Source organism: Roseibium sp. MMSF_3412 (assembly GCF_030733265.1).
Lineage (GTDB): Bacteria > Pseudomonadota > Alphaproteobacteria > Rhizobiales > Stappiaceae > Roseibium.
The window spans coordinates 89,221-102,883 of the sequence record NZ_JASHJI010000001.1; the positions used below are offsets into that span (position 1 = coordinate 89,221).

Here is a 13,663-nt window from a genome sequence, read left to right on the forward strand (position 1 = left end):
GGTATGTCATTGTCCATCCTCCATTTTTGACAACGAAACCTTGCACTTACCCCCCGAAATGCCTCTTGAGAGCATCGAAACCGCCCTGAAAGACATTCGTCCCGATCCCGCTGACGAGATCGTCCTCGTTTTCCGGGTCGCATTCGAACTCAGCCGACCACTCGATGAAGGTACGGTCCCCTTCCGTCACAGGTGTCAGACGGAGCGTGGCGATGTAGTCGCTGAGCGGCATCGGACCTTCGAGCATCGAATAGCTGTAGAAGAGGTCGTAGTCGGACAGGCCGAGCAACTGCTCGCGGATATTGTCGCCGTTCTGCAGGTTGAAGTTCCGGATGCAGCCGACCTTGTCTGCGGGCAGCGCGTCCTCGATACGGCTCTCGCGAATGCGCGGGTGCCACTTGGGCAGTCCGTTGAAATCCCGGATCCGTTCCCAGACCTTTGCCGCAGGCGCGTTGATCACGGAGGACGTGTAGACCCGGGCCATTACTTGCCCTCCTTCGAGGAGCCGGAGCCCTTGGGCTTGTCATCCGCCTTGAGTCGCTTCATCTCGTTGGCGGCGCGGGTCATGTCATTGGCCGTGCGCATGACATCCGACTTGGCAAGGTTGGAGCCGTCAATGCCGATATCGCTGAGCAGGCTGTCGACCATGGGGGCCTGAACCCGGTAGCGCAGGGCCGAGTTGATGACTTCGTCGGTCGGGCTGCCGCCGCCTCCGCCACCGCCGCCTCCGGCCACACCGCCGTTGCCGTCGGCCCAGCCGAGACCGCCGGAACCGTTGCCGCCGAGCTGCATGATCTTGATGTCGTTGATCTTCTCAAGCGGCTTGACGGATGCGGCGACGATGCCTTCGACATGTTCGAGCATCTTGCGCTTGAACAGGGAATGACGGGCACCGTCGGTGAGCACGTTTTCCGCCTCGTTGATGAGTTTCTGCGCCTCGGCCTCCACGGCCCTGCGGATGCGTTCGGCTTCCGCCGCGATGCGCTTTTCCTCTGCTTCCTTTTCTGCCAGAACCACATCGACGGATTTGCGTCGGGTGGCGACTTCCGTCTCCTGTGCCGTCTTGACCTTTTCCGCGGCCTCGGTGGCACGCGCGCGGGCGGCTTCCGCTTCGACCGCGGCGGCGCTTTCATCCAGCGACTTCTTGTAGAGCTCGATGGCCTTGTCCATCTGGGCGCTCTCGACCGATTTCTCGCGTTCGATTTCCAGACGTCTGCGTTCCGTCTGGTGGCCTATGCGGGCATCGTCCAGACCGCGCTCGGAGGCGATCTGCGCGCGCTCGATCTCTTCCTGGCTGACGATTTCGGCTTCGCGCAAGGCCTGGACACGGGCAATCTCGAGCTGCTCAAGCACCTTCTTGCGTTCCAGCTTCTTCGCGTCGAGCTCCTGTTCTGCCAGGATCTTTTCCGCGTCGATGGACTTTGCCTTGGCAACCCTGGCAGCTTCCACGGCCTGATCTGCCGCGACCTGGGCTTCGTCGATGGCCTTGTTGCGGGCAATCTCCAGCGACCTGATCGTCTCGTCCCGGGCGATCTTCTCGGCCGTTGTTTTCTGCTCCTGTGCGATGCGGGCCTGCTCGACTGTACGCCGCGAGGCGACTTCGGCTGTCTCGATCGCCTCGGTCTTCTCGATCTCGCGCGCACGGATGTCTGCGTCCTTGGCAATCTCCGCCGTGCGGACCTTGTTTTCCTGTGCGATGCGCGCGGCCTCGACAAGCTCCTGCGCCGAGATGTTGGCGACGTCGACCGCGCGGTTGCGTGCAATCTCGCGTTCGCGCAGATCCTGCTCGTAGGCGATGCGTTCGGCGGCGACCTTCTTTTCCTTGGCGATGCGCGCGGCTTCCGTTGCCTCCAGCTTGGCGATCTCCGCCGCCTCGATGGCCTTTGCGCGGGCAACGTCGCGTTCCCGTGTCGCTTCCTCGCTTTCGATCCGCTGCAGCGTGATCTTGGCTTCCTGAGCGATCCGGGCCGCATCGACCGCTTCGCGCGCCGCGATCTCGGCTTCCTCGACCGCCTTGTTGCGCGCGATTTCCAGCCCGCGTGTTTCCTGCTCGAAGGAAATGCGCTCTGCCGCGATCACCTTCTCCTGAGCAATGCGCTTCGCCTCGGTTGCCTCCTTGGCGGCGATATTGGCCGCATCAAGGGCCGCCTGGCGGGCGACGTCACGTTCGTCAGTCGCCTCCTGCGCCGCGATGCGCTCGAACGACAGCTGCCTGTCCTGGGCGATGCGTGCCTTTTCAACCGCCTCGCGCGCGGCGATCTCGGCCTCGTCGATCGCCTTGTTGGAGGCAATTTCCAGGTTTCTGATGCGCTCTTCCTGGGCGATCCGTGTCTTGTTGGTTTCCTCGCGGGCGGCGATCTGGGCGATGTCGATCTGCTGCTGACGCTCGATCTCAAGCGCACGTGTCGCCTGTTCGGAGGCGATGCGCTCCGCCGAGAGAGCCTTTTCGCGGGCGATCCTGGCCGCTTCCGTGGCCTTCTGGCTGGCGATTTCCGCCTCTTCCAGGATCTTCTGGCGCTCGATTTCCAGACGGCGGGTTTCGCGGTCTGCCTCGATGCGCGAAGCATTGACTGTCTGCTCCTGCGCGACGCGCAGTTTTTCAGCCGCTTCGCGGGAGGCAATCTCGGCCTGCTCGACCGCAAGATTGCGCGCAATCTCCCGCTCGCGGGTCGAGCGTTCAAAGGTGATCCGCGCTTCGGTCACCGCTTCTTCCTGCGCAATCTTCGCCTTTTCGATCAGCTCGCGCGCGGCAATATCGGTTTCCTCGATGGTTTTCCGCCGCTCGATTTCGAGCGCCTCGGTCTCCCGGTCCTTGGCGATGCGGGCCTCGGACAAGGCGCGTTCCTGCGCGATCCGGGCCTTTTCAACCGCTTCCTTTGCGGCAATGTCCGCCGCCTCGGTCATCTGCTGGGTCTTGATCCGCTCCTCGGTCAGGTTCTTCTCCTGCCCGATCCGCGCTTTCTCCACGGCTTCGCGCGTGACGATCTCCGCTTCGTCAATCACACGCTGACGGTCGATTTCCTTCTGTCGGACTTCCTTTTCAGAGGCAATGCGCGCCTCGGAGATCAATCGCTCGTTTTCAATCCGGGCGGTCTCGATGGCTTCGCGGCTCAGAAGAGAGGCCTGTTCAGCCTCCTTCTCCCGTTCTGCGCGTTCGCGAACCAAGTCCGTGTGCTGCTGGGCGCGGCGGAACTCGATCTCGCGCTCCTGTTCCAGCCGTGCGTTTTCACTTTCACGCTCAATGTCCAGAACCTGCTTTTCAGCCTCCAGGTTGCGCGAGCGGATGCGGATCATGGAATCCTGCTCGATGTCGTTGCGCAGCTTCCGGCGGTCCTCGATTTCGCGGATAACGGTCGTCAGACCCTCGGCATCAAACCTGTTGGACGGATTGAAGTATTCGATCCCGGTCTGGTCGATATCGGTGATCGCGACGCTTTCAAGTTCCAGACCGTTCTTGTCCAGCCCGACCTGCGCAGCCTCAAGCACACGATCAACATAGAGATGGCGGCTTTCGTGAAGCTCCTCCATCGTCATTTCCGAGGCGACGGTTCTGAGCGCGGAGATGAATTTGCCCGAAAGAAGCGAGTGAATGCGTTCCGGTTCAAGCGTGCGCCGCCCGAGGGTGGATGCCGCCAGACTGACGGCGGTCTTCGTCTGACCGACGCGCACGTAGAATTCCGCATCCACGTCGACCCTGAGACGGTCCTTGGTGATCAGCGCGTCTTCCTTTTCGCGGGTCAGCGCCATCTGCAGGGAATTCATGTTGACGGGCGTGATGTCGTGAATGATCGGCCAGACGAACGCGCCGCCGTCAATCACCACCTTCTCGCCCAGGAAACCCGTTCGCACGAAGGCGACTTCCTTGGTCGAGCGCCGGTAAAGCCAGTGCATCACCCAATAGAGGATGAAGACGACGATGACCGCGAGTATGAGCCAAAGCACCAATTGCCCGATGAGCTGACCAGCCATGTTCGATCCTCCCCCCCGGCTCAAGAGCCGCGGATTTCCTTGAATTTTCTGGTTTGTTCGACGAGTGCGACCTCGGTCGGCAGGCGCTCCATGGAGGAGGCACCGTAGAAGCCGTGACAGTTGCGCGTGTTCTTCAGGACGAATTCGGCGTCATCCGGCATCGCCACCGGGCCGCCATGTACCAGGACGATCGCGTCGGGATTGACTGCAAGCGCCGCCGCGGACCATTCGTCGACGATCGCCGGACAGTCTGCAAGCTGCAGCGAGGTTTCCGCACCGATGCTGCCGCCGGTGGTCAGGCCGAGGTGGCATACGATGATATCGGCCCCTGCCCTTGCCATCGCGGTCGCATCCTCCGTCGAGAAGACGTAAGGCGTCGTGAGCATGTCCTTCTGGTGCGCCATTGCGATCATGTCGACTTCCAGCTGATAGGACATGCCGGTCTCTTCCAGGTTGGCCCGGAAGTTGCCATCGATCAGTCCGACGGTCGGAAAGTTCTGAACGCCTGAAAACCCGGCGGATTTGACCTCATCCAGGAACTTGTCCATCAGCCGGAACGGATCGGAGGCGCAGACGCCCGCAAGCACCGGCGTCTTCTTCACGACAGGCAGGACCTCACCGGCCATTTCCATGACGACGCTGTTGGCATCGCCATAGGGCATCAGGCCTGCGAGGCTGCCTCGCCCGGCCATCCGGTAGCGGCCGGAATTGTAGATGACGATCAGGTCGATACCGCCGGCTTCCTCTCCCTTGGCGGACAAACCGGTACCGGCACCGCCGCCGATAATCGGTTCTCCCCGGGCAATCATCGCCCGGTACTTTTCAACAAGTTGCTTGCGTTCGAACATCGTCAGTCTCCTGCTGCACGGCTGCGCCGGCTGGAATGAAAGCCGCGGAAGGTTTCGACGATCAGCTCGGCGAATTCCGGGTCGTTGATATTGTGGGGAACACGGATCAGCCGGCGTTCGCTGGTCTGGCGCACGGTGTCCTCGAGGGATCTGAAAAGCGCCTCGTCAGCAGCCGGGTCGTGAAAAGCCATTCCGGGGGCGTCCAGAAGCGAAACGCCGCCCTCGGGCAGAAAGAAGCGGACCGGTGAGGTCATTTCATTCAGGCGGTTGCCGATCCAGCGACCCATTTCGATGTTTTCATCGACCGTGGTCCGCATCAGCGTGATTTGCGGATTGTGCTCGTAGAAAAGACGGCCGCGATAGCGTTCCGGAACGGTGTCAGGCGCGTTGAAATTGACCATGTCGAGCGCGCCGCATGCGCCGATGTAAGGAAGCCCCGCGCGGATCGATGCACCGAACCTGTCGTCGTTGGCCGCAAAGACACCTCCGGCCACCATGTCGCAGATTTCGGTGGTGGTGAGGTCGACCACGGCGGCCAGCATGCCGCTGTCGAGGAGCTTTTCCATGGACCTGCCGCCGACGCCCGTGGCGTGGAACACCAGGCAATCGAAGTCATCCTCCAGAGCCGCCGTTACCTGTTGAACGCAAGGTGTCGTCACACCGAACATGGTGAAGCCGACGGCGGGCTTGGCGTTGCGGACCGGCTTGCGTTTCGCGCGCGCCTTGACCGCACCCGCAAGCGCACCGGCCCCATTGCCGAGAACCTCGCGCGTGATCGAGTTCAGACCCTGAACGTCGGCCACCGAATAGAGCATCATGATGTCGGACGGGCCGACATATTGCTCCACGTTGCCGCTGGCAACGGTCGAGACAATCACCTTCGGAATACCGACCGGCAGGGTGCGCATCGCCGGGCTGACAAGCGCCGTGCCGCCCGATCCTCCAGCCGATATGACACCGGCGACATCGGTCTGTGCCTGCATCCAGCGTTCGAATGCCAGTGTCATCCCGGCAACGGCCGTGCCCCGGTCTCCGGTGAAGACACCGTTCGCACCGCGGGGATGAAAGGCGGCGATCGCATGGGGCGGCACTTCCGCGCCGGACGGCTTGCCGCTCGTCGACAGGTCGACAAGCCGGACCGTCAGTTCCTCCGCTTTCAGGATGTCCCTTATGTAGCGCAGCTCCTCGCCCTTGGTGTCGAGCGTGCCGGCGACATAGACGGTCGCACCACCTCCGGTCCGCTGCGCAAAGAGCGGCGTGACGGGCGTTGCAGCCGATGCGGCAACGGCCGTACTTGTGCGCGCGGTGTTTTCGATCACGCGGACCGGAACCGGCCGGGACCAGCGTGTCGGCGTCTTGGGATTGGAAAGATAAACCCGTTGAACATGGGGGGCGGAGGACGCCGCATGATCCGGTTCAGATTCGCGCGCCGGGGCCGGTGTCTCGTCGTGCGCATGACGGCCGACACCGAGAAGGGCCTGCTGCAGGTCCCTGTCCGCCGCCAACTGGTTTGAGGGCAGGATCCTGTTGATCCGTCCATTGACCATGATCGCGACCTGGTCGGCAACCGCGCAGGCGACGCCGATATTCTGTTCGATCACGAGAACGTCGATATCGCCCTCCTGGCCGAGCCGCACCAGCATCTCGGCGACCTGGTTGACGATCACGGGCGCCAGGCCCTCAGTCGGCTCGTCCATGACGAGGAGCTTGGGATTGAGCAGCAGGGCGCGTCCGATGGCCAGCATCTGCTGCTCGCCGCCCGACAGCTGCGCCCCGCCATTGCTGCGCCGCTCCGCAAGTCTCGGGAACACGGAATAGACCCGCTCCGGTGTCCAGGCCCCGCCACGCCGCGACACCAGTTGCAGGTGTTCGTCGACGGTCAATGACCGCCATAAGCGCCGCCCCTGAGGGACGTAGCCGATCCCGAGCCGCGCGATTTCGGCCGGGCCAAGCCCAGCGAGGGTTTGTCCAAAGAGACTGATGGTGCCCGACGCGACCGGAACAAGACCCATGATCGCCTTGCATGTCGTCGTCTTGCCCATGCCGTTGCGGCCAACGACAGACAGGACCCCGTGATCCAGCTTAAGGTTCACCCCTTGCAGGGCATGGGACTGGCCGTAGTAGACATTGAGATCCTTGATCTCGAGCGCTGCGGCGGTGCGTTCAGCCATGGCCCAGCCCCTCCTCGCCACCGAGATAGAGGGCCTGAACCTCTTCATCCTCTTCGATTTCGGCCGGTTTGCCTTCCTTGAAGATGCGCCCGTTGTGCATCATCGTGACGGATTCGGCGACACGCAGGGCGACGTCCATGTCGTGCTCGATGATGATGTAGCCCATGTGGCTCGGCAGGCCGGTGAGGATCTCGATCAGTTCCTGCCGCTCCGTCGGGGAAAGACCGGCGGCCGGTTCGTCGAAGAGGATGAACCTCGGCGCACCAGACAGAGCCATCGCGATTTCCAGCTGGCGCTGCTGCCCGTAGGACAGGTCGGACACCTTTGTGTCGCGCACGTCGTCGAGATGCACCACATGAACCAGGTTTTCCGCGCTGGCCATCAGGGCATCGTTGCGGCGCGGGCGGACAAACGAGAACCGGCCGCGGGACACACCGCAACAGGCCAGATAAACGTTGTCGAGAACAGACAGCCCGGTGAACAGCAGCGAGATCTGGTAGGTTCTGCGCAACCCGCGCCGGATGCGTTCCTGGGCCGGAAACGCGGCCACCTCTTCCCCGAAGAACCGGATCGATCCGGTTGTCGGCGCGAAGTCGCCCGTGATGCAGTTGAAAAGCGTTGTTTTCCCGGCGCCGTTGGAGCCGAGCACAGCGCGCCGTTCGCCCGGTTTGACGATCAGGTCGATATCGCTCAGCGCCGCCAATGCACCGAAGAGTTTGCTGACCCCGCGCAGCTCCAGTGCATTCGCCGTGCCGGTGACGCTCAGGCGGTCGGATACGGAGGTGCCGGCGGCTTCCAGAAGGGTCACAGCCTGTCCTCCCCGCGATCCAGCAATGGATCGCGCTTTCGATAGTCCTGCCAGCGGTCCCAGAGGCCGAGCAGACCGTCGGGCGAGAAGAACACGATGGCAAGGAAGCCGAGACCGATGAGAAGCTGAAAGCGCTCGCCGCTCAGCCCGACCGAGAGAAGAATGTCGATGGCGAAGGTTTTGAGGAGCACATAGATGAACGCCCCGATAAACGGACCGATCGGACGGCTCATGCCACCGATCACCGCGATCACAAGGATATCGATTGCGGGACCGATGCCTGCGGTGCCCGGAGAGATCTGCGCCGACTGCCAGGTCAGCAGAATACCGCCGGTTCCGGCGATCAGGGCTGCGAAGGCATAGGCGGCGATCCGGTGCGCATTGACGTTGTAGCCGAGCGCGGCCATGCGGCGCGGATTGTCACGCACGCCCTGAAGCGCGAGGCCGAACGGCGCGCGGGAAATGTAAAGAACGGTAAAATAGGCGACCGCAGCCCAGAACAGGGTCAGGTAGTAGAACGGAATGCTCTGGCGCCAGTCCACACCGAAAAGGTTGGGCGGCAACACCCCGTTGAAACCGGAGAAGCCGTTGAAGACGGCGTAGTTCTGGCGCGTGAAATAGAAGAACGCCGCGGCGACGGCCAGGGTGATCATGATCGTGTAGATCCCCTCCGTCCGCACCGCCAGCGATCCAACGATCGTGCCGAAAATCATCGCGACAATGAGGGCCAGCGGAATGGCGATGTACCAGGGCCAGCCCAGGCTGATGTCGGTGATGGCGCTGTCGCCGAAGATGGCAACCATGTATCCGGCCAGCCCTGCAACCGACATCTGGACGAGGCTCACCATGCCGCCATAACCGCCGAGGAACATGAGGCTGAGCGAGATCATGCCGAGGATGAAAGACCACCCGAAGACCTGGTAGAGCGTGAACTCGCTGGCGAAGGCCGGCATGATCAAAAGCGCGATCGAGACGATCCAGTAGCTCGCCGGAATGCGCTCGAACCACACCCGCTCGCGCGCGTCGTGGATCTTGGGTGCGGGATTGCTCTCAGCCAGCGCCATGGATCAAGACCTTCCCATCAGGCCCTGAGGACGGAAAGCCAGCACCAGAACCATGATCAGGAATGTGAGGACGACCGCATAGGTCGGGAAATAGACGGAACCGAACTGTTCCGCGAGGCCGATCAGGAGCGCACCGAGCGCCGCACCGGTGATGGATCCCATACCGCCGACGATGACGACCACGAGGGAGGCGAGCAGAAAGCGAATGTCCTCTCCGGGCGCAACGGACTGGAAAGTACCGCCGACGACACCGGCGATGCCAGCAAGGCCCGCTCCGAACGCAAACACGCCGACAAAGACAAGCTGGATACGCGCACCTGTCGCCGACAGCATGTCCCGGTCATCGACACCGGCCCGGATCATCATGCCGATCTGGGTCCGGTTCAGGATCAGCCACATGGCAACCCCGATCACGACAGACGCCAGGAAAATGACAACCCGTACCACGGGGTATTTCAGATAGATCAGTTCTCCTGAAGAGCGTTTCACGCCCGTCACGAACAGGGTCTCCATCGGTCCGCTCAGCCAACTTGGCGGAGAAATATTGTAGAAATCTCCTCCGAAGCCCCAGAGCATCAGGTCCGCCATGACGATGGAAATGCCGATCGTGACGAGCGTTTGCCTGAGATCCTGACCCTCCATCCTGCGGAAGATGAAGATCTGCATGAGAATGCCGACGATAGCGACAAGAACGAAGGCAACCGGGAAGGCCAGAAGCCAGTAACCGGTCGAGCTGGCGACGAAATAGCCGATATAGCCACCAAGGAGATACAGCGAACCATGCGCCAGGTTGACGTTGCGCATCAAGCCGAAGATCAGGGTGAAGCCGCTCGCCACAAGGAAATAGAGACCGCCGAGCGTGATGCCGTTGAAGACCGCGTTCAGAAAGACTTTCTTGCGCCCGATAACGTCGACAAGCCCCTTCGGCCAGACGGCAAAGATCAGCCATATGAAAACGGCAACCGCCAGCAGGATGATGACTGTCCAAACCGGATGTTTCGATGCGAAGTCCCTCATCGGAAACTCCCTCCGGCAGCGGTGCGTTGACCGAAATGTTTTTGCCGCAACACGCGACGTCCTCCCTAAGCTCTTTCGACGTTGAGGTCGTTGGCTCAGGAAAAGGCTACGTGCGAAGCACCGGAAACGACGTACCCGATAGTCTTCTCTGTTGGCCCATCATCGGCATAATTGGTGTTCAGCGCCGACGGACCGCTCCACTCAGGTGACGTGCGCCACGCGGCGATAATCGCTTGGCGGAATCCCGACATTGGAGGAAAAGAAACGGGTGAAACTCGCCTGCGAGGAAAAGCCGAGATCGTAGCTGATTTCCGTCACCGACTTGTCGGTGGTCATCAGATCCGAAATCGCCTGTTCCGCCCTCAACGTGTTGAGGTAAAGGTTGGGCGTAATTCCCATCTGTTTCTTGAAAAGCTTGAAGAAATGCGGCCGGGACAAACCGACTTCACGCGCCAGCCACTCGACTTCGACTTCCTCGGTATAGTTTTCCTGCATGAGGCGGAGGGACCGGCGAACACGATAGTCTGTGAACCTGTGGCGGGTGTCGCTGAGAACGGAATTGCGGTCCGCATGGCGCCATGACTGCTCGAAACACTGCAGCGTCGTTCGGTAGAGATAGCCGTCGAACAGATGGTCGTTGCCGCCATCCAGCAACAGGGATGTCAGACGTTTCACCCAGTTGGAGACGTCCGGCGTCATGGAGATGAATGACCTGCCGAAATTCAGTGCAAATTCAGCGGATTGGCTGTTTTCCAGAAACCAGATCGGCTTGATGTAAAGCACCAGGCACATGCAGGCCTCGACCGGATTCTTTTCTTTCAGATGAAAACTGTGCTGCTCCCAGGGACTTACGGCAACGCCGGTGTTGCGGTCTGCGGCGACCCATTTTCCCGAAACACTGACTTTCGCCTCGGCACCGCCGAGATAAAAAATCAGGTGCCCCTCTCTGTGGGCATGGGTAATGATAGGCTTATCCAGCTTATATAGAGCCGCGCGGCCGAATTCACCGTGGTGAACGGATATGGCTTCGCTCATAGTCCCCTCCTCCCGAGGATTATCGCGATCGTTTATTTTTTTATTTCCTGAAGTAAACCTCGCAAAAATACCGATTTGCAAGACAAACTGCCTCACAAAGAGACTCAGAGTTACGAAATCAGACTGAAATTCATGCTGCGGCGCAGTATTCAGGCGCGAATGTACCCGGTCTTGACTGTCGTGAAAAATTCCGCCGCATACCGGCCCTGCTCCCGCGGACCGAAGCTTGAGCCGTTCCTGCCGCCGAAGGGAACATGATAGTCGACACCGGCGGTCGGCAGATTGACCATCACCATCCCTGCCCTGGAATTCTTGCGAAAGTGGCTGGCATGTTTGAGGCTGGTCGTGCAGATGCCCGAACACAGGCCGAACTCGGTCTCATTGGCGACCGACAGTGCCTCGTCGTAATCTTTCACGCGAATGACCGAGGCCACCGGACCGAACACCTCTTCGGTATTGATACGCATGTCGTTGGTGGTGTCGGTGAAAAGCGCCGGCTGCAGGTAGTATCCGTCGGTGTCGCGGCGCAGGCGCTCGCCGCCACAGCGCAGGTTGCCGCCCTGGGCGCGTCCGATCCCGATATATTTCAGGTCCGTCTCAAGCTGGTCGGCGCTGGCGACCGGTCCGATCTCGGTTCCCTCGCTCAGCGCATTGCCGACCACGAGCGCCTTGCAGCGATCGACCAGTTTCTCAACGAAGCGGCCGCAAATTTCCTCAGTCACGATCAGGCGCGACGAGGCCGTGCATCTTTGACCGGTTGCGAAAAAGGCTCCGTCCACCGCAACTTCAACCGCCTGATCCAGATCCGCGTCGTTCAGGACGACGAGCGGGTTCTTGCCCCCCATCTCAAGCTGAACCTTGCGCAGCCGTTTCAAACAGGCGTCCGCAACCCTGTGACCTACGGTCTGCGATCCGGTGAAGGTGATCCCGTCGATCCGGGGATCATCGAGCATCGTCTGGCCGACCAGGGAACCTTTTCCCGTCACCAGATTGAAAACCCCGCCCGGAACACCGGCTCTTTGCAAGATGTCAGCAAGAACCCAGGCACAGCCTGGAACCAGTTCAGCGGGTTTGAAAACGACCGCGTTGCCGTAGCAAAGCGCCGGGGCTATTTTCCAGGCAGGGATCGCGATCGGAAAATTCCACGGCGTTATGATCCCGACGACACCGAGCGGTTCGCGCGTAACCTCGACGTCTATCCCAGATCGGACGGAGGGTAGGAGGTCGCCGGTCTGTCGCACACACTCTCCGGCAAAGAACCTGAAAATATTCGCGGCCCGGTCCGCTTCGAGGAGACCTTCGCGCAGCGTTTTGCCCTCCTCGCGGGACAGCAACGTGCCGATTTCCTGTTTCCGGGCAGCCAGTTCGTCTGCGGCCGCGTTGAGAACATCAAATCGTTGCTGAGGCGACGTACCGGCCCAACCGGGCGCTGCTGCGGCCGCCGCCTCGATGGCCGCCTGCGTCTCGGAAACACCGGCATGTGCGTAAAGATCGATCACGTCGGAAAGGTCTGACGGATTCCGGTTTTCCGCGGCGCTGGCAGTCGCCACCCATTCCCCGTTGATCAGCAAAGGTTTCATCAGGCCACCCGGGTTCTTTCCAAATGCACCGATTTCATGATCGAATAGAGGCTTGAACTGGACAGCGCGCGCGGGCTGCGAACGGCGGCAAGGTCGGATGCGGCAAGGTCGGCGGCGGTTCGAAGCTCCTCCTCGCCGATGCCCATGTCGTTGAGGCTCTCAGGCAGCGGAAGATCGTGCAGAAACTCCGTTACGGACTGCGCAGGGCCTTGCTCGCCCGCCGGGTCGAAAAGCTTTTGCAGCGTGTTGAACTTCTCACGCGCAGCACCGGCGTTGAACTGCAGAACAGAAGGCAGCAGCAAACGGCTCAAGGCCCCCGGGTCAAGGCGGCGGTCGACGACGGTCTCCAGCGCGCAGCCGATGGCGTGGATGGCTCCCAGGCCTTTCTGAAGCGCAAGTGCGCCGTTCAGGCTGGCCGCCATCAACTCGCGGCGCGCCGTGACACTGTCGTTCTCCAGCACCTTGTGCAGGTTGGCAATCACGCGTCCGAGCCCGTCGAGCGCAATCCCGTCGGCCGGCGGATTGTAGCCCGGGGAAAGATAGGCTTCGACACAGCGCCCGAGCGCATCGGCGCCGGCACTGGCACTTTCGACCGGCGTTGCGCCCAGTGTCAGCGTCGGATCGCAGATCGTCACGGCCGGAACAAGTTTCTTGCACATCAGACGCGTCCGCTCACCGTCCTGCAGGACGACCGGCGCATGGGCGCTGACAGCGGAACCGAACCCCTGGATGCCCGGAACGGCGTAGAGGTCCGGCAGGTTGTTGCCGATCCGCCGGGATCCGCCCGTCGCATAGGAAAAGGTTTCAAGCGGCTCCTTGTGCGCAATCGAAATTCTCGAAATCTTGGCGAGATCGATCGCGGTGTTGCGTCCGAATGCGATCAGGAGGTCGCGGTCGGTTCGATCAAAAATTTCGGCAATATGCCGGGCGGCACCTTCGTTCGGGATATCCGGCACGTCGCTGACCACCTCGACCGAGGTTCGCACCGGCAGTCCCGCGAGAAGCCGTTCGTATAGTTCGCTCTTGAGATGCGCTTCGTCGGTGACGATCAGGGGCCGGGTCTTGCGATTGACTTCCACTTCCGACCACAGCGCTTCTTCCAAAACGCCATCGGCAAAATGAACTCGCGTAACGTAGGTAATGAGAGTCATTGCCAGATCTCGACAAGAAG

Annotated in this window: 10 protein-coding genes; all 10 read right to left on the minus strand. The window is 61.3% G+C overall.

Annotated features, from left to right (window positions below; translation table 11 throughout):
• Positions 1–46: 46 nt before the first annotated feature.
• The 10 genes from RBB49_RS00435 to RBB49_RS00480 all read right to left on the minus strand — a co-directional run bounded on the left by RBB49_RS00435 (position 47) and on the right by RBB49_RS00480 (position 13,643).
• Positions 47–484: an SRPBCC family protein gene (locus RBB49_RS00435; protein WP_305989028.1), complete on the minus strand. Its 438-nt coding sequence runs from the start codon at positions 482–484 to the stop codon at positions 47–49.
• Positions 484–3,969, minus strand: coding sequence for a flotillin family protein (locus RBB49_RS00440; protein ID WP_306140670.1), 3,486 nt, complete (start codon positions 3,967–3,969; stop codon positions 484–486). The genes RBB49_RS00435 and RBB49_RS00440 overlap by 1 nt, the downstream gene beginning before the upstream one ends.
• A gap of 20 nt (positions 3,970–3,989) precedes the next feature.
• Positions 3,990–4,823 (minus strand): phosphoenolpyruvate hydrolase family protein, encoded by an 834-nt coding sequence (locus RBB49_RS00445; RefSeq protein WP_306141335.1) that lies wholly within the window; start codon positions 4,821–4,823, stop codon positions 3,990–3,992.
• A complete protein-coding gene (locus tag RBB49_RS00450) occupies positions 4,820–6,988 on the minus strand; it encodes an ABC transporter permease (protein WP_306140671.1) in 2,169 nt (722 codons plus the stop codon). Before RBB49_RS00450 ends, RBB49_RS00445 begins: the two co-directional genes overlap by 4 nt.
• Positions 6,981–7,787 (minus strand): ABC transporter ATP-binding protein, encoded by an 807-nt coding sequence (locus RBB49_RS00455; RefSeq protein WP_306141336.1) that lies wholly within the window; start codon positions 7,785–7,787, stop codon positions 6,981–6,983. Before RBB49_RS00455 ends, RBB49_RS00450 begins: the two co-directional genes overlap by 8 nt.
• Positions 7,788–7,792: 5 nt before the next feature.
• Positions 7,793–8,860, minus strand: coding sequence for a branched-chain amino acid ABC transporter permease (locus RBB49_RS00460; protein WP_306140672.1), 1,068 nt, complete (start codon positions 8,858–8,860; stop codon positions 7,793–7,795).
• A gap of 3 nt (positions 8,861–8,863) precedes the next feature.
• Positions 8,864–9,877: a branched-chain amino acid ABC transporter permease gene (locus RBB49_RS00465; protein WP_306140673.1), complete on the minus strand. Its 1,014-nt coding sequence runs from the start codon at positions 9,875–9,877 to the stop codon at positions 8,864–8,866.
• A gap of 201 nt (positions 9,878–10,078) precedes the next feature.
• A complete protein-coding gene (locus tag RBB49_RS00470) occupies positions 10,079–10,912 on the minus strand; it encodes a helix-turn-helix domain-containing protein (protein ID WP_306140674.1) in 834 nt (277 codons plus the stop codon).
• 149 nt (positions 10,913–11,061) lie between these two features.
• Positions 11,062–12,492 carry an aldehyde dehydrogenase family protein gene (locus RBB49_RS00475; RefSeq protein WP_306140675.1) on the minus strand — a complete coding sequence of 477 codons (1,431 nt, stop codon included), beginning with the start codon at positions 12,490–12,492 and terminating at the stop codon, positions 11,062–11,064.
• Positions 12,492–13,643: an iron-containing alcohol dehydrogenase gene (locus RBB49_RS00480; RefSeq protein WP_306140676.1), complete on the minus strand. Its 1,152-nt coding sequence runs from the start codon at positions 13,641–13,643 to the stop codon at positions 12,492–12,494. Before RBB49_RS00480 ends, RBB49_RS00475 begins: the two co-directional genes overlap by 1 nt.
• Positions 13,644–13,663: the final 20 nt, after the last annotated feature.